This is a genomic window from Pseudomonas prosekii, assembly GCF_900105155.1.
GTDB lineage: Bacteria > Pseudomonadota > Gammaproteobacteria > Pseudomonadales > Pseudomonadaceae > Aquipseudomonas > Aquipseudomonas prosekii.
In genome coordinates, this window is sequence record NZ_LT629762.1 from 3,311,499 (window position 1) to 3,328,268 (window position 16,770).

Annotated in this window: 14 protein-coding genes, 2 pseudogenes and 1 riboswitch; of the genes and pseudogenes, 9 read left to right on the forward strand and 7 right to left on the reverse strand. The window is 54.9% G+C overall.

What is annotated here, in order from left to right:
* The first annotated feature begins 146 nt into the window (after positions 1 to 146).
* Positions 147 to 698, forward strand: coding sequence for a cytochrome b (locus BLU01_RS14995; RefSeq protein WP_092276881.1), 552 nt, complete (start codon positions 147 to 149; stop codon positions 696 to 698).
* A 32-nt stretch (positions 699 to 730) separates the two neighbouring features.
* A complete protein-coding gene (locus BLU01_RS15000) occupies positions 731 to 1,324 on the forward strand; it encodes a YceI family protein (protein ID WP_092276884.1) in 594 nt (197 codons plus the stop codon).
* Positions 1,325 to 1,571: 247 nt separating this feature from the next.
* On the opposite strand, the gene BLU01_RS15005 is transcribed toward BLU01_RS15000, so the two are convergent.
* From BLU01_RS15005 to ahcY, 4 genes are all read right to left on the reverse strand, one after another.
* Positions 1,572 to 3,452: a DEAD/DEAH box helicase gene (locus tag BLU01_RS15005; RefSeq protein ID WP_092276886.1), complete on the reverse strand. Its 1,881-nt coding sequence runs from the start codon at positions 3,450 to 3,452 to the stop codon at positions 1,572 to 1,574.
* Positions 3,453 to 3,675: 223 nt separating this feature from the next.
* Positions 3,676 to 4,491: a substrate-binding periplasmic protein gene (locus BLU01_RS15010; RefSeq protein ID WP_092276889.1), complete on the reverse strand. Its 816-nt coding sequence runs from the start codon at positions 4,489 to 4,491 to the stop codon at positions 3,676 to 3,678.
* Positions 4,492 to 4,661: 170 nt separating this feature from the next.
* Complete coding sequence (gene metF, locus BLU01_RS15015) at positions 4,662 to 5,507, reverse strand: methylenetetrahydrofolate reductase [NAD(P)H] (protein ID WP_092276892.1); 846 nt, start codon at positions 5,505 to 5,507, stop codon at positions 4,662 to 4,664.
* A gap of 179 nt (positions 5,508 to 5,686) precedes the next feature.
* A complete protein-coding gene (ahcY, locus tag BLU01_RS15020; protein WP_092276895.1) occupies positions 5,687 to 7,096 on the reverse strand; it encodes an adenosylhomocysteinase in 1,410 nt (469 codons plus the stop codon).
* A gap of 23 nt (positions 7,097 to 7,119) precedes the next feature.
* Positions 7,120 to 7,220, reverse strand: a riboswitch (S-adenosyl-L-homocysteine riboswitch).
* 199 nt (positions 7,221 to 7,419) lie between these two features.
* Here ahcY and BLU01_RS15025 point away from each other — a divergent pair.
* Positions 7,420 to 7,824: an acyl-CoA thioesterase gene (locus tag BLU01_RS15025; protein ID WP_092276898.1), complete on the forward strand. Its 405-nt coding sequence runs from the start codon at positions 7,420 to 7,422 to the stop codon at positions 7,822 to 7,824.
* A 182-nt stretch (positions 7,825 to 8,006) separates the two neighbouring features.
* Positions 8,007 to 8,894 (forward strand): formate/nitrite transporter family protein, encoded by an 888-nt coding sequence (locus tag BLU01_RS15030; RefSeq protein WP_092276901.1) that lies wholly within the window; start codon positions 8,007 to 8,009, stop codon positions 8,892 to 8,894.
* Positions 8,895 to 8,942: 48 nt separating this feature from the next.
* Here the strand turns inward: BLU01_RS15030 and BLU01_RS15035 are convergent.
* A pseudogene (locus BLU01_RS15035) lies at positions 8,943 to 9,362 on the reverse strand (cation:proton antiporter domain-containing protein); the annotation flags it as partial.
* A 193-nt stretch (positions 9,363 to 9,555) separates the two neighbouring features.
* On the opposite strand from BLU01_RS15035, the gene BLU01_RS15040 reads away from it, so the two are divergent.
* From BLU01_RS15040 to BLU01_RS27600, 5 genes are read left to right on the forward strand one after another with little or no spacing between them, the layout of a single operon-like run.
* Positions 9,556 to 10,371, forward strand: coding sequence for a hypothetical protein (locus tag BLU01_RS15040; protein ID WP_157720166.1), 816 nt, complete (start codon positions 9,556 to 9,558; stop codon positions 10,369 to 10,371).
* Positions 10,364 to 11,713 carry a hypothetical protein gene (locus tag BLU01_RS15045; RefSeq protein ID WP_092276907.1) on the forward strand — a complete coding sequence of 450 codons (1,350 nt, stop codon included), beginning with the start codon at positions 10,364 to 10,366 and terminating at the stop codon, positions 11,711 to 11,713. Before BLU01_RS15040 ends, BLU01_RS15045 begins: the two co-directional genes overlap by 8 nt.
* Positions 11,714 to 11,750: 37 nt before the next feature.
* Entirely contained in the window at positions 11,751 to 13,796 is a 2,046-nt protein-coding gene (locus BLU01_RS15050; RefSeq protein WP_092276911.1) for a hypothetical protein, read from the forward strand.
* A gap of 2 nt (positions 13,797 to 13,798) precedes the next feature.
* Positions 13,799 to 14,062 carry a hypothetical protein gene (locus BLU01_RS15055; RefSeq protein ID WP_092276914.1) on the forward strand — a complete coding sequence of 88 codons (264 nt, stop codon included), beginning with the start codon at positions 13,799 to 13,801 and terminating at the stop codon, positions 14,060 to 14,062.
* Positions 14,063 to 14,076: 14 nt separating this feature from the next.
* Entirely contained in the window at positions 14,077 to 14,376 is a 300-nt protein-coding gene (locus tag BLU01_RS27600; protein ID WP_157720167.1) for a hypothetical protein, read from the forward strand.
* A 15-nt stretch (positions 14,377 to 14,391) separates the two neighbouring features.
* Here BLU01_RS27600 and BLU01_RS15060 read toward each other — a convergent pair.
* A protein-coding gene (locus BLU01_RS15060) for an IS3 family transposase (protein ID WP_092271200.1) occupies positions 14,392 to 15,542 on the reverse strand; the annotation gives its coding sequence in 2 pieces (ribosomal slippage) (positions 14,392 to 15,308 and positions 15,308 to 15,542; 1,152 coding nt in all).
* A 163-nt stretch (positions 15,543 to 15,705) separates the two neighbouring features.
* Positions 15,706 to 16,566 (reverse strand): annotated as a pseudogene (locus BLU01_RS15065) (cation:proton antiporter); the annotation flags it as partial.
* Positions 16,567 to 16,770: the final 204 nt, after the last annotated feature.

A 16,770-nucleotide genomic window follows, 5' to 3' on the forward strand; every position in this document is an offset into this window, starting at 1 on the left:
CCGACACAAATTCGCCTTTAATCTTTCCTTAACTCACCACTTGGAGACTCTTGATCGTATTTCTCGATATTTCAAAGCGAAATTTTCCGCTTTAATTCGATAGATAACTCGTTAGTCTTGTTCGCAGTTCTCACAGGATTTGAGCAATGCCGCTACGTAACTCTTCTTCTCGTTATGGCTGGGTCAGCGTGTTCCTGCATTGGGGCGTGGCGCTGGCGGTCTTCGGGCTGTTCGCGTTGGGCCTGTGGATGGTCGGGCTGGATTACTACAGCACCTGGCGCAAAGACGCGCCGGACCTGCACAAAAGCATCGGCCTGACGCTGTTCGCGATCATGTTGCTGCGTGTGCTGTGGCGCTTTATCAGCCCACCGCCGCCGACGTTGCAGAGCTACAGCCGGATGACGCGCATCGGCGCCAAGTTCGGTCATTCGTTCCTGTACATCAGCCTGTTCGCTGTGATGATTGCCGGTTACCTGATTTCCACCGCAGACGGTGTCGGGATTCCGGTGTTTGGCCTGTTTGAGATTCCTGCACTGGTTTCCGGACTACCGGACCAGGCAGACACCGCTGGGGTGGTTCATTTTTACCTGGCGTGGATATTGGTAATTTTTTCCGGTCTCCATGCGTTGGCAGCATTGAAGCACCACTTTATCGACCGTGATGCGACGCTGACGCGAATGCTCGGCCGCAAAGCTTGAAGTTCAACCTCAACTCCAAAGGAATAGAAAGCATGTTGAAAAAGACTCTCGCCGCTCTGGCAATCGGTTCCGCTCTGCTGTCCGCTAACGTGATGGCTGCTGACTACACCGTCGACAAGGAAGGCCAGCACGCCTTCGTCGACTTCAAGATCAGCCACTTGGGCTACAGCTACATCACCGGTACTTTCAAGGACATCGACGGCAAGTTCAGCTTCGACGCTGCCAAGCCAGAAGACAGCAAGATCGAGTTCAACGTGAATACCGCCAGCGTGTTCACTAACCACGCCGAGCGCGACAAGCACATCGCCAGCGCTGATTTCCTGAACGTCAGCAAGTTCGCCAAGGCCACTTTCGTTTCCACCAGCGTCAAATCCACCGGCAAAAACGCCGCTGGCAAAGACACTGCTGATGTAGCCGGCGACCTGACTCTGCTGGGCGTGACCAAGCCAGTTGTGGTCAAAGCCACTTTCCTGGGTGAAGGCAAGGATCCATGGGGCGGCTACCGTGCCGGCTTCGAAGGCACCACCAGCATCAAGCGCTCCGACTTCGGCAAGCAAAAAGATCTGGGCCCAACCTCCGACGCGGTTGAGCTGTACATCACGTTTGAAGGTGTCAAAGCGAAGTAACCTTCGCGCCTGACAAAAAAACGCCCCCGGCCTCACGGTTGGGGGCGTTTTTTATTGCCGACAATATCTCCATGACCTCCGCATATCCCCTGTGGGAGTGAGCCTGCTCGCGATGGGGCCTTCACATTCAAAATATCTGCTGACTGATCCACCGCTTTCGCGGGCAAGCCTCGCTCCTACAGGTTTGTGGCGTGCATAAAAAATGCCCCGGATCGTGAGATCCGGGGCATTTTTGGTTACTTCAAACTCAGCGGTTGCGGGTCAGCAGCGCTGGTTTTTCGCCGCGCGGGCGACCTGGCAGTTGATCCAGTTGCTCAGGAGTCGGGAACCGATCGGTTTTCGACTCTTTATGGATAATCTTCGGTGCCGGGCCACGCGGGTTTTGCACGGCCGGTTCCGAACGAGGCTGATCGTCGGTGCGGGCCGGGCGGCGGTTGCGTGACTCTTCGCGACGGGCTTGACCGTCACGTGGAGCGCCGTTGCGTGGGCCGCTGCGCTTGGCTGGCGGGGTGCCGGTGGTGGCGCCGTCGCTGCTGCGCGGGCCGCTTTGGCGACCCTGAGGCTTGCCGCCGGTGCGCGGAGCACCTGCGCCAGTTGCCGCGCCTTGTGCCGGAGCACCTGGACGACGACCACGGCCCTGGGCCGGTTTGGCCTGAGGCACGTAGTCAACGCGGTTACCGAAGTTATCCACGTCGTCGTCGAGGAACTCATCCGGAGCACGATCAGCCGCCGCAGCGCGTGGCGCCGGACGCTGTTGTTCGCGGGCCGGGGTGCCTTCGCGCGGCTTGTGCTCACGCGCCGGACGATCGCCACGGCCAGTGGCTGCAGGTTTTTCCTTGCCGCCCTTGTCCTTGCCTTTGTCCTTACGACCGCCGCCACCACCAGTGCCGTTCGGACCGTCGCCGCGCGGGCCACGTGGGTTGCGCGGGTTACGCACATCCGGACGCTCGCGAACTTCAGGCTTCTCGGCCTCTACAGCGCTCGAATCGAAGCCCATCAGGTCGCCATCGGCGATTTTCTGCTTGGTCATGCGTTCGATGCTTTTCAGCAGTTTTTCTTCGTCCGGAGCAACCAGCGAGATCGCCTCGCCCGAACGACCGGCACGGCCAGTACGGCCGATACGGTGCACGTAGTCTTCATCGACGTTCGGCAGTTCGAAGTTGACCACGTGTGGCAACTGATCGATGTCGAGGCCGCGAGCGGCGATGTCGGTGGCAACCAGGATCCGCACTTCGCCGGCCTTGAAGTCGGCCAGGGCTTTGGTGCGCGCGTTCTGGCTCTTGTTACCGTGGATCGCGACGGCGGTGAGGCCGTGTTTGTCCAGGTATTCGGCCAGACGGTTGGCGCCGTGCTTGGTGCGGGTGAACACCAGCACCTGTTCCCAGGCGCCAGCGGTAATCAGGTGCGCAAGCAGCGAGCGCTTGTGGCTGGCGGCGAGGCGGAATACACGCTGTTCGATACGCTCGACCGTGGTGTTCGGCGGCGTGACTTCGATGCGTTCCGGGTTGTGCAGCAGCTTGCCGGCGAGGTCGGTGATGTCTTTGGAGAACGTCGCCGAGAACAGCAGGTTCTGGCGTTTGCTCGGCAGACGCGCGAGGACCTTTTTCACGTCATGGACAAAACCCATGTCGAGCATGCGGTCGGCTTCGTCGAGCACGAGGATTTCCACGTGGGACAAATCGACGCTGCCTTGGCCGGCGAGGTCGAGCAGGCGGCCAGGGCAGGCGACCAGCACGTCAACGCCACGGGACATGGCCTGAACCTGTGGGTTCATGCCAACGCCGCCGAAGATGCAGGCACTGACAAACTTCAGGTCACGGGCATAGACCTTGAAGCTTTCGTGCACTTGAGCCGCGAGTTCGCGGGTAGGGGTCAGGACCAGTACGCGCGGTTGGCGCGGGCCGTGACGCTGGGATTTGTCCGGGTGACCGTTGGGGAACAACCGCTCCAGAATCGGAAGGGCGAAGCCGCCGGTTTTACCAGTACCTGTCTGTGCCGCGACCATCAGGTCGCGACCTTGCAACACGGCGGGAATGGCCCGCTGTTGCACCGGAGTAGGCTCGGTATAGCCCGCCGCCTCGATGGCGCGGACTAAAGCCTCGGAGAGACCGAGGGAAGCAAAGGACATGAGTAATCCTGTTTTAGTTAGGGCTTGGCCCAATGGGAGTCTTGCCTGGCGCGAATGGCGTTTAAGAGGAACGCAATCCCGTCCGGTCCTGCTGGGTTTCGAAGGCTCGTCTGGAGCGCTCGCGCGGGCTGAAAAGCTGCGCTGTAGCGGGGTCGAGATGCCTTGAACGATTCCGAGCGTCCGGGCGTGAGCCTGGCGGGAAGGCCGGAGTATAACAGAGCAATCACTGCGCGCCGCTTTCCTGCTGCTCAACGGTTTTACCGGGGACGGTTGAAGTGCTTTTTGCCTGCACCACCGGGTCCGGATTCGCCCCGTAACGGGCGCTCAGCTCAGCATAGGCGGGCTCGCGCTTGAATCGCTTGAGCTCGGCGCCGAAGCGCTGCACCAGCAAATCCATCCCGGCGTTGCGCCGCACGGCCAGAAACTGGCTCTGATGGCTGATGATTGTCGGGTTTTCAGTGATCTGATCGCGGATATTCAGCTCATCGAGCAGATGCTGCCCGACTCGGCGATCAGTGATTAACAGGTCGATGCGCCCGCGCACCAGTTTGCCGAAGTTGGCTTCATGGGTCGGCGCCGGTTCGCGGGTAAACAGCGTCGAGCTGCTGAAATCCTCGCTGTACAGATAACCCGGCGAGGTGCCGATGGTCAGGCCCTTGAGTGCTTCGAGCGTGCTGAACGGGTGTGGGCGCTGGTTGGCATAGAACATCACGAACTCGACTTCCGAGAGCGGTTCGCTGGGGTAGAGCAGGGTGGCGTCGCGTTCGGCGCTGTGGAAAATATCCAGCGCGCCGTCGGCCTGGCCGGTTTCGAGCATCGACAGGCAGCGCTTCCACGGCAGGAATTGCCATTCCACTTCGATGCCCAAGCGTTTGAAGACGATGGCGGTGGTTTCGTAGTCCAGACCCAGCGGTTTGCCGTCCTGTTCATAGACGTAAGGTGCCCAAGGCTCAGTGACAATGCGCAATTTCTCGCCCCTAGCGGTGAAGCTCAGGCAAGTGAAAAGTAGCAGGGTCAGTAACTGCGCGATCAAAGGCATGGCTTGAGATTACGACGAGAAACCGTAAAGAGCCAGAAACTGCCTGCACAAGCTCTAACTCCGTGTGTTGGCGCACAAAAAAAGCGCGCTGAACGCAAAAAATCGCAGCCCCGGAGGGCTGCGATCTTTTGGTTTTGCTTGGAGCTTGGAGCTTGAAGCTTGTAGCTGCGTCAGCGTGGCAACTTCAGGTTGTTCCACACTGCCAGGCTCGGTTCAGCCTGGTTCAGCGTGTAGAAGTGCAACCCTGGAGCGCCACCCTGCAGCAGGCGTTCGCACATTTGGGTGATGACTTGCTCACCAAAGCGTTGAATGCTCTGGGTGTCATCGCCATAGGCTTCCAGTTGCTTGCGAATCCAGCGCGGGATTTCCGCACCGCAGGCATCGGAGAAGCGCGCGAGTTTGCTGTAGTTGGTGATCGGCATGATCCCCGGCACGATCGGGATGTTCACGCCCATCGCCCGTACCCGCTCGACAAAGTAGAAGTAGCTGTCGGCGTTGAAGAAGTACTGGGTGATCGCACTGTCGGCGCCGGCGTTGGCCTTGCGCACGAAGTTCTGCAGATCGTCTTCAAAGTTGCGCGCTTGCGGATGCATTTCCGGGTAAGCGGCAACTTCGACGTGGAAATGATTGCCGGTTTCTTCACGAATGAATTCAACCAGGTCATTGGCGTGGCGCAATTCACCGCTGGCCATGCCCATGCCCGAAGGCAGGTCACCGCGCAGGGCGACGATGCGGGTAATGCCGGCCGCCTTGTATTGCGTCAGCAGGCCGCGCAGGTCGTCCTTGCTGTCGCCGACGCAAGACAGGTGCGGGGCGGCCGGGACTTTGACTTCGCTTTCGAGCTGCAACACGGTGTTGATCGTGCGATCACGGGTCGAACCGCCAGCGCCGTACGTGCAGGAAAAGAAATCGGGATTGTAAGTCGCCAACTGACGGGCAGTGGCGAGCAGTTTTTCATGCCCAGCATCGGTCTTGGTAGGGAAGAACTCGAAGCTGTAGCGACGGTCTTGGGACATGGTCATATCCTTGGAAACGCGTAAGCCTTGCTTTTGTAGGAGCAAAGCTTGCTCGCGATGAACGCGCCGCGGTATCCAGGGGAAACCGTGGTGATGCTATCGCGAGCAAGCTTTGCTCCTACAGATTTGCGTGTTCTGCATGAGTCCGCCCCTGCGAAAGGGGCGGACAGCAGGACCAATCAGTAGCGGTAAGCGTGCGGCTTGAACGGGCCTTCGACGGTGACGCCGATGTAGTCAGCCTGTTGCTTGGTCAGTTGCGTGACCACGCCGCCGAAACCGCGGACCATTTCCAGGGCCACTTCTTCGTCGAGTTTCTTCGGCAGTACTTCAACAGTCAGACGCTCGGCTTTCTGCGCTGGCGACAGGTCGGCGTACTTCTGGCCGAACAGGAAGATCTGCGCCAGCACCTGGTTGGCGAACGAACCGTCCATGATGCGGCTCGGGTGGCCAGTGGCGTTGCCCAGGTTCACCAGACGGCCTTCGGCCAGCAGGATCAGGTAGTCGTCGTTCTGCGCATCGAAGCTGCCAGCGCCGGTACGGTGAATCTTGTGCACCTGTGGCTTCACTTCTTCCCATGCCCAGTTCTTGCGCATGAAAGCCGTATCGATTTCGTTGTCGAAGTGGCCGATGTTGCAGACAACAGCGCGCTTCTTCAGGGCTTTGAGCATGTTCGAGTCGCAAACATTGACGTTGCCGGTGGTGGTCACGATCAGGTCGATCTTGCCCAGCAGTGCTTTGTCGATGCTGGCTTCGGTGCCGTCGTTGATGCCGTCGATGAATGGCGAAACCAGTTCAAAGCCGTCCATGCACGCTTGCATGGCGCAGATCGGGTCCACTTCGGAGACTTTGACGATCATGCCTTCCTGACGCAGGGACTGCGACGAGCCCTTGCCCACGTCACCGTAACCGATGACCAGCGCTTGCTTGCCGGACAGCAGGTGGTCGGTGCCGCGCTTGATCGCGTCGTTGAGGCTGTGACGGCAGCCGTACTTGTTGTCGTTCTTGGACTTGGTCACCGAGTCATTGACGTTGATGGCCGGGATTTTCAGCTCGCCCTTGGCCAGCATGTCCAGCAGACGGTGCACGCCGGTGGTGGTTTCTTCGGTCACGCCGTGGACGCGGTCGAGGATCGCCGGGTACTTCTTGTGCAGCAGCTCGGTCAGGTCGCCGCCGTCGTCGAGGATCATGTTCGCATCCCAAGGCGCGCCGTCCTTGAGGATGGTTTGCTCCAGGCACCACTCGTACTCTTCTTCGGTCTCGCCTTTCCAGGCATAAACCGCGATACCGGCAGCGGCGATAGCAGCAGCGGCCTGGTCCTGAGTCGAGAAAATGTTGCAGGACGACCAGCGCACTTCGGCACCCAGGGCAACCAGGGTTTCGATCAGCACGGCAGTCTGAATGGTCATGTGGATGCAGCCGAGAATCTTCGCGCCTTTGAGCGGCTGCTCAGCGGCGTACTTGCGGCGCAGACCCATCAGGGCTGGCATTTCGGATTCGGCGATGATGGTTTCGCGACGACCCCAGGCAGCCAGGGACATGTCGGCGACTTTGTAATCGGTAAAATCTGCAGGCGTGATAACAGCGCTCATGAAGAGCCTCCATTCGTAATGTATGCGAATGGGCGCCGTTGTGCGTTTAGTGTCGGGTCATGCGACCTGGCAACGCCCCATCCGAGCCTGACAGGTTTGACCTGCTGCAGCGCCCCTCGGACAGGTGGCGGGAAAACGGTAGCAGAGCAAACGTTACCGTTTTGAAACGGAGGCGATTATAGCGGGCTAAGCTGATCTTCCAAAGCGTTTATGTGGGTCAATGTCTGAACGGTAATCGAGGCCATAGTCGATGCTTGATAGAGCTCAACGGCGCGCTCTGCCATGATGGCGCCCATCATTCGGCAAGACGCTCAGGAGTGAACATGAACTTCCACACCCGCAAATGGGTAAAACCCGAAGACCTCAACCCCAACGGCACGCTGTTCGGCGGCAGCCTGTTGCGCTGGATCGACGAAGAAGCGGCGATCTATGCGATCGTCCAGCTCGGCAATCAGCGCGTGGTCACCAAGTACATTTCCGAAATCAACTTTGTCAGCGCCTCGCGCCAGGGCGACATCATCGAGCTGGGCATCACCGCCACCGAGTTCGGCCGCACCTCGATCACCCTGACCTGCGAAGTGCGCAACAAAATCACCCGCAAAAGCATCCTTACCGTTGAGCGCATGGTTTTCGTCAACCTCGGCGAAGACGGACTGCCGGCACCGCACGGCCGCACCGAGATCAAATACGTCAAAGACCAGTTCCAGGACGAACTCGCCAGCGAGTAACTCGAGCCCTGTAGGAGCGAAGCTTGCTCGCGAAGGCGCCATTCGCGTCACCCCAAAAACCGAGGTGAACCCCTTCGCGGGCAAGCCTCGCTCCTACAAGAGCGGTTTCGTTTGGGTGGCGAGTGAACAGCGCCGAACCGCGCGTGTCGTACGTACACACACGCCACCGGTTCGCAGCTCCAATGGACACCCAAAAAGACGGCAAGACCCCGAATCTCTCGGCGGAAGAAAAACACGAAGCCCATCGCAACCAGCCGCCACGCGCGGCGGTGCTGCATGAAATCATCAGAACCCAGGGCGATCAGGAGCTGGAGCGCAGTGTCGCGGCGCTCTGGTGGTCGGCGCTCGCCGCCGGCCTGACCATGGGCCTGTCGCTGATGGCCATGGGTTTGCTCAACTCGCGTCTGCCCGACGGCGAAGGCTTCAAAGTCATCGCCAGTTTCGGTTACTGCGCGGGGTTCCTCGCGGTGATTCTGGCGCGCCAGCAACTGTTCACCGAAAACACCCTGACGGCCGTGCTGCCGATCATGACCAAACCCACACTGAGCAACTTCGGTCGATTGTTGCGACTGTGGAGCGTGGTGCTGGTCGGCAACCTGTGCGGCACATTGCTGGTCGCTTACGTGATGTTGCACTTGCCGATTTTCGACGCGAAGACTGATCTGGCCTTCCTCGACATCGGGCGCAAGATCATGGAAAACGACGCCGGGAATATGTTCGCCAAAGGCATCATCAGCGGCTGGATGATCGCCACCATGGTCTGGATGATTCCGTCCATGGAGAGCGCGAAGATGTGGATCATCATCCTCATCACCTACCTGATGGCGCTCGGCGATTTCACGCACATCGTCGTCGGTTCGGCGGAGGTTTCGTATCTGGTGTTTGCCGGCGAGTTGCCGTGGAAAGATTTCTGGCTGGTATTTGCCGGGCCGACGCTGGCGGGCAACATCATTGGCGGCAGTTTCATCTTCGCCCTGATCAGCCATGCGCAGGTGCGCAGCGAAAGCAGTGCGCCGAAAGAAGAGGCGGATCAGGAACCAAGCCCTGATCCGCAAAAGGACAAAAAGTAAACAATGACGCTTTCTAGTCAGTGATGCTTTCTATCAGTGATGCTTTTTTTAGTGATGCTCTGCCTGCGCCGTTGGCGCAGGCTCATCCTTGGTGACGTGTTTGACCAGTTTGCCGATGCTCAAACCCTGCAACAGGATCGACGACAGCACCACGATGTAAGTGATGCTCAGGATCAGATCGCGCTCCGGGCCCAGCGGCAACGCCAGGGCCAGGGCCACCGAAACACCGCCGCGCAAACCACCCCACGTCAAAATCCGGATCGTCCCGCGCGGCACTGTGCGCCAGCGTCGCAGCAACATAATGGCCGGGGCCACGGTCAGCAGGCGCGACAGCAGAATCGCCAACGCGAGCAAACTCGCCGCCAGCACGTGCAGCCAGTTGAACGGCAGCAGCAACAGTTCCATGCCGATCAGCGCGAACAGCAGCGCGTTGAGCATGTCATCGAGCAATTCCCAAAATTTTGCCATTCGCATTTTTTTGTCAGTTATTCGGAGTGCCTGTAGAATAGAAGTTACAGCCAGCTCGCCACGGATTTTGAAAGTGACAATCGTCAAAAAAGGATCGCCCATTGAAACCTATCCCTTCCGAGCTCTGGCGCCTGATGTGGTGGAGTTGTTTCAGCGTTGCGCTGAGCGTAGGTAGGTGCCGTCGACGACGACATTGAAGCTTCTCGAATGCTTTTGTGACATCACCAACCAGCCCTTGTCTTTCTTGAAGCTTTCGTCGTCAGAGCTGACCCACATCGTTGCGGGTTTTCAAGGAGCGCTGTTCGAACAGGATTTGGTCGGCACGTCTGACGTGACGCGCGCGAAGATTTCCGTTTATCTGCAAGACATTCTGCTCGAAGCACGTAATTACGTCCCTTCCATGCCGCCGACAGAATGTGGAAGTGGACTAAGAAAAAAATATAATACGAAGTGGAAAAAAATACTTCTTGGGGTTGACCAGCGTAAAGTCAATTATTGGACTGGATGGCCTGTAGAAAACCGTAAAGGCACCAAGTTGTATTATCACTTTGCCAATATTCATAACAGTCATGGTCATGACTTTACATCCGGCTTGTATGAGCAGCTACGACTCCATATTTCAGGGTATGGAACTACGCAGTTAACTATGCCGAATAAGATGGCTGGTTTTCTGAGTCGGAATAGTGATTCCTGGCCTGAATACACGTTTAACGATTCGACAATGATTTACAATTTCTTCTGGGACTTTAGGGAAAGTTTTTTCATGAGTGGCGAGGCCCAGGGGCTGGATATCGACGCACAAATGAAGACTTGGAATAAGTATATTGGGTTTGTCGAGAAGATTTTCATTCTTCCAGGCGTATGGGCCGAGCCATTGGGAGGGAAACTGCCGTTAGCACCTGCGAAGCGAATCGATGGTCAGTCGACTAATGTCAGAAAAAATGATGATGGTGCGGAGGTAAAAGTTAAGCTCGTAATGGAAGTGCCATTACATCTTACTGATGTCTGAAGCTATTGAGATATTATTCATTTCCATATCTAAGCGGCTGAAGATTATTGAAGGATGGGCCAAAGCTCAGATAGCAGATCTATATAGTAGGGTTCTTCGTCGTAAACAGCTCGCTGCGCAGGGGGAGTTGGTAGATACGACTAAACGGAAGAAGGGGCACCTACTAATAATCCCCAATATTTGCTGTATTTTCGAGACCTACGGCTATGGAGAGCCTTACAGCCACTACGCTTCCTTGTCAGTGGATACAAAAGATTCTCAGACTCCGGCTTCTGATTTAGCTAGCTATATGGGGATGCCACTGACGGGGAGTCTAATGCCATTTAAGCTCCTAATTATTCTAAGGCATCCGATAATTACGTCGGAGTTTCTGGGTGATTTCGACCTTTGGAATAAGCAGGGGCAGAGATCTGGATACGTACTGGACGGGTCGGTATATAAGCTGGTGGGGTACAAGGATCGTAAGGGGGCAGGAAGGTCTGAACAAAAAATCACGCTAACCTCAGAAACTAAAGCTTTGGTCGACCAAATTATTGAGATCACTGCGCCCCTACGTGAGTATCTGAAATCACAGGGTGATCCCTCATGGAGGAAGCTGTTCATTACATGCGGCAACGCATTTTCACCGCCTGTCAAAAGCACCCTAACCCCGTGGTCGAGGTCGACACTTAAACCTGGTACGTATTTGAGAAATAATCTTTTAGCTCAGTTCCGCCCTCATACGGACATGCCTGAAGATGATCTCGTTAAGTTTTTGGAGATGGTGAGTGCGTCTTCCGTACGCGCATCCAGAGTAACAGAGATATTCATTAAGACGCATAGCGCTGAAACTACATCTCAGGCTTTAGGCCATGATAGCTACGATCCTAACCTCATGGATCACTATCTGCCCAAGGTGATTATCGATTTCCTGCATGAAAGGCGTATGCGAGTATTTAATAAGGTCTTAATTTGTCATAGTCTTAAAGATAGCCCGTTTTTATTTCGGGCGAGCAATTTTTCAAGCGTGGATGAATTAGACACTTTCCTAGTAAATCATGCTTTTGGAGATATTCCTGCGTATCTTCAAGATCCAGAGGGTCGTCATGAAAAGCTTGAGAACGACGGGACTGTATATGCGTTAGTGTCTGCCGATATTTTGAGCGTGCTGCTCTCGATAAAATTAGCTGTTGAACAAGCGCCACCCAATCAGAAGGTTAATGCTAAGGCAGTCTACTGGGCGAGTTACGCAGGCTTTCTTGAGGGAGAGATCAGTAAGCATCGAGATGTCACTTATCGTAGCGATCTACACAAGGCGTCACTAACAGCAAGCGCAGCGTCAATGGAGAGGTTTGTTTATTAATGCTCCATCTAAACTTGGGTTCCTCAACGAGCCTCGCGTGGCACCGGCAGAAGCGTTCCGTAAGGCTTCTTGGCTAACCAATAATTTTAATGCCTCCATCTGGAGCGTGAATTTCAACGGTGATCCTATCCTGCTCAACTGGAAGGTAGCCCTAGACAACAACTCATACCTTACCGATGACGAAAACCTAGATCTGTTGAACGGTCTTAAATACGCGCTCATTGGCGCTACGCGAAATAGCCTGGTTGAAATGGCAAATTCTCAAAGTGTTGAGACATTAAGAAGGAAGTTTCACGCCGCCGTGGGTGTTATTGACTGTCTGCTAATTCACGCACATGAGCTTAAACTTTCAAGTGCCGGATTGGCAGGCTTGTCTGAAGGCGATATGAAATGGATCCTAAATAAGCTGTCTTCAGAGTCCTCCGTGGCTGAAGCGCTGTATGATTGGTCAGAAAAATTGTGTGAGTATGCTCTAGCGCTCTTGGATGAAATACCAGTCGCGACGATTGCTTCCATATTGGAAGAGAATCCTTCGATGTCAGAGATAAGTTCTACCCAGCTCGAGTCTAACGAGCTTAATGTTTCCGTTGATAATATTCCACGTATTCGGGCCGCTTTATATCATAAAGGTCACTACGACGGACATAGAGGTGCTGGCTATACAGTAAACTCTGTACGCATCTCAGCCGAAGTTTACCCAAATACTATCCGTGGGGACATGGCCAAGCCGAGGCATGAAATTCTTAGTTTTTATCCGCTTGGTGAGTCCTATAAGCGTGAGATGGAGGGAGTAAAGGTTACTGCTAGGTCGGGAAGTCTCATGGCCGAATCCCAGTACAGGCTATTTTACAATTTTTTGTATGGAATGGGGTTGCTCAAGAAACTTGGAGTGCCAGGGCCCAATGAGCGAGTTTTGGATAGAATTAAAGGTTACATGCCAGAGCTAGCCAAACCTGGTCGTTATGTGACAGTGCCGTCCGGCACGATTTTTAAATTATTCAAAGGTGCTGTCGAGTTTCATTACGAGTTGGGCCCTCTCGTTATTGAGGGGTTTTGCAGGTTGGCTCGATACTGTTATGAGCATGACAAAACGCTTACAAGCCTAACCGATGAGCAGGTTGTTTCAATTGTTGGCAGTGATTTGGAACATCACGGTGTGAAAAAACTGGGGCTTGGTTGTAGAAATACAAGTGATGCCGATGGCAGTGGTCTTGAAAGTCGAAAGGGAACGAGGGAGAACTATTTTGAGCGGCTAAGATCCAATGCAGGCTTGCTTGAACTTGTCTATGTTTATATTGGTGCTATTCAATTTGTTGTTGGTTTGCTTATGGCTCGCCGAATAGATGAGCTTTTGCAGATCCCGTCGGCCCGAGCATTCGACTCCACGAATTCTTGGCTGATGTTCATGAGAGAAAAGAGCACAACCAATACGTATGGTCTCCGGAAATACGACGCAAGGCCTATTGATCCTCTTGCGGTGCAGATGCTTGGGCAATTAGTACGCCTTCAGGAGGAACTCATCAATGCTGGTTTCTCGGCGGAAGCTCCTACTATATTCTCCGTTCCTTCTTTGCATGGAAGAAAGGTAATATATTCTGCCACAAAAATGAGCATGAATACATGCTTCGACTTTTTGTGTGCCTACTTTGAGAGCGAAGTTAATGACGTAGGGCTTCGGTATTATATCAGGCAGCACCAGTTGCGCCGTGTAGCGGCCCTGCTGTTCTTTCACGCATATGGGAAAGGACGCATAGATACACTTCGTTGGATTCTCGGGCATAACGATATTGAGCATGCATGGAGGTACATTACAGATGCCACAGATGGCGCATCCCTCCGTGGGGCGGAAGCTCAAATCATTGCTGAGAAATTCTTCACTGGTGATGTGCATAACTATAAATCGTTACGTGCGTTGATGAAGGAGCAGTTCGGAACGGATGATGTGCGTCTTGTAGATCAAGAATCCTTTTCGGAGCATCTGGAGCATTTGATGAGTAAAGGCATTGTCAAATTTGAGCCCGCATTTGTTCTTGGCGCTTATGGCAAGGAAATGCAGGTTCTTGTTCACGTAAAGGGGACGTAATCATGGGTAAGCCTAGGTCGGAAATTCAAGTTTACAATCAGTCAATCAAGGCGCGGCAGGTTCTGCTAGAGGGCGTACTTGCCGATGTTAAAAAATACTTCTCAAATGAGGTTGTTACTTCCGCTCTAAAAAATCAAGGAGCTTTGGCTTCCCTTTCTTACAAGTTCGATTTGGCTGGACAGCATTACGCTATCGACTCAACGAGTCTGAACACCCTCAAAAAAAATCCGATGAATTACTTGGTCATCACGGTTTCGCAGGGTTAGAGCGTCTTAGATGCGTGGCTAAGGATGCAATTGCCGCGTATGCCGAAAGGGGCAACAAACCCACCAAGAAGACCAAGCATGGGCTAGAGCAAATTAATAGCGAGTTAGAATGCGCGGTGGTCGCACTGCGCCGCGCTAATTTCAGGTTGCTTCAAGGGCTTTCCACTGCTATCTCGGGAATCAAAGAAACTAGGGATGGTTCTAGTGAGGCTATTAGAAATAAAAGCGCTAGCGAAGCCGTAAATGCACTGTTGGCAATAGTCTCGCTTAATGAATCTCCTTTTGATGTGATTCCATCTCACGATAATATCTGAATCGCCCCGGGTTTTCTAGACACTCTCCAGGCTCGCTGCGTAACGCTTTTCAAACTCTACCGGTGACAGCTGATTGTTGAAACTGTGGCGTCGTTTTGGGTTGTAAAACATCTCGATGTAATCGAACACATCATCCCGAGCATCCTGGCGTGTAGTGTAGATTTTACGCTTGATCCGTTCCCGCTTTAGCAGCTGGAAAAAGCTCTCCGCCACAGCGTTGTCGTGGCAGTTACCTCGACGACTCATGCTGGCCACCAGGTTGTTAGCTTTCAAGAAGCTTCGCCAGTCTGAGCTGCTGTACTGACTGCCTTGATCTGAGTGGATCATCACCTCTTGCTTCGGCTTACGTCTCCAAACCGCCATCAGCAGTGCATCAATGGCTACGTCGCTGGTCATCTGCGACTTCATTGACCAACCAATGATCTGGCGTGAAAACAGATCGAGCACCACGGCCAAATACAGCCAGCCTTCATATGTTCGGATGTAGGTAATGTCTGTGACCCAGACTTTGTTGGGTTCTCTGACATCGAATTGGCGCTTCAGTAAGTTCGGTGAGGCAACGGCTGGTTTACCGCCATATTTTCCCGGCCTCCGTCGATACCCAGTCTGAGAACGTAAACCCTCAAGGCGCATCAACCTAGCCACCCGGTGACGGCCACAGCTCTCACCAACCTCTCGCAGGTCATCATGGATCTTGCGATAGCCATAAACGCCACCGCTTTCCAGCCAGGAGTGTTTGATCAATCCAAGCAGTCGCTGATCGTCCTTGGCTCGCGCAGATTTTGGTTCTGATAGCCACGCGTAGTAGCCGCTGGGATGAACCTTGAGCGTCAGGCAAAGCCGTCGAATCGCGTAATGACCCGATTGCTGCTTAATAAAGGCGTACTTCAGCCGCACTCCTTGGCAAAGTACGCGGCGGCCTTTTTTAAGATGTCTCGCTCCTCCGTCACCCGTTTCAGCTCGGCACGTAGACGACGAACCTCAGCGCTTTGATCATCCTCCTCAACGCGCTGTTCTTGGGGCTTGGTGTAGCGCTTAACCCAGGCATAGAGGCTGTGCACGGACACACCCAATCGTGCAGCCACCTCCGAGACAGGAAGCTGCTTTTCGGTCACTTGCTTGACCGCCTGGATTTTGAATTCTTCGGGATATCGCTGGTTGCTCATGGCACCTCCTAATGGGCCTCATTTTAAGGCTTGGAGGTGTCTACGAAACTAGGGGCGATTCATAGCTCGGCAGGAACAGAGGCGCATCTCAGCTTTCAGTGGCGCTGCGTAGCCCCCTTCAATGTGACAAAGATGCATGCCTTTTTGGCGCCTTTGGGAAAACCCAAAAACCGTCGAGGTACTTTCGGGTCATGTCGTTCATCGCCAGGTTGCGGCCCAGATTCCCGATGATCAGACCGGCGACGACCATCGCGATCGGCGCGGAAACGTGTAGCTCCGAGGCCATGGCCGAGCCGCCGATCACCAGCGCCAGGGTCAGCATCACTTCGATCTGATGCTGCTCGATGCTCTTGATCATCAGGTACACGAGGTAACCGATCAGCCCGCCGAACACCACGCCGCCAATCGCTTCGTGGGCGAACAGCATGGCGGTGGCGCCAACCGTCGGGGTTTCACCCAGCTGCGCGATGCCGAGCAACACGGTAAACACCACGACCGCCGTGCCGTCATTGAACAGCGACTCGCCGACGATGGTGGTTTTCAGCGGTTTGGAGGCGTTGGCGGTACGCAGCACGCCGAGCACCGCGATTGGGTCGGTCGGCGAAATCAGCGCGCCGAACAGCAGGCAATAGAGGAAGCTCACGTGCCAGCCGAACAGGGCAAAAATGTAATACGCGAGGCTGCCGATCACCGCTGTGGCGATCAACACACCGAAGGTCGCGAGCAAACCGATTGGCCAGCGGTAACTGCGCAGGTCGTTGAGGTTGACGTGCAGGGCGCCGGCGAACAGCAGGAAGGACAGCATCCAGTTCATCAGCAAATCGCCGAAATCGATCTGGCCGATCAACTGCTGCACGCGCTCTTCGAGACCGGGGTAACCGATGAAACTCAGGCCTTGCAATAACAGGGAAAACATCAGCGCCGTGACCATCACGCCGATGGTCGGCGGCAGGCCGATGAAGCGGAAATTCACGTAGGTGAGCAGGGACGTAAGGCAAATAAACGCAGCGACAAGTTCAAGCATCCGGGGTCCTTTGGATGGGAGATGAGTTAGGCACGATGCGGGTCGTGCATGGGTTTGATGTGCCGGGCGAGGGTGAGGGCACAGGTTGGGTGGATTGAAATGGGTGATGAGATCAAGAGCCACCCCTCACCCCAGCCCTCTCCCCAAAGGGGAGAGGGGGAAAGGGAGCAGAACTTTGTGCCAGTCAAAACCTGAGTTCGACTC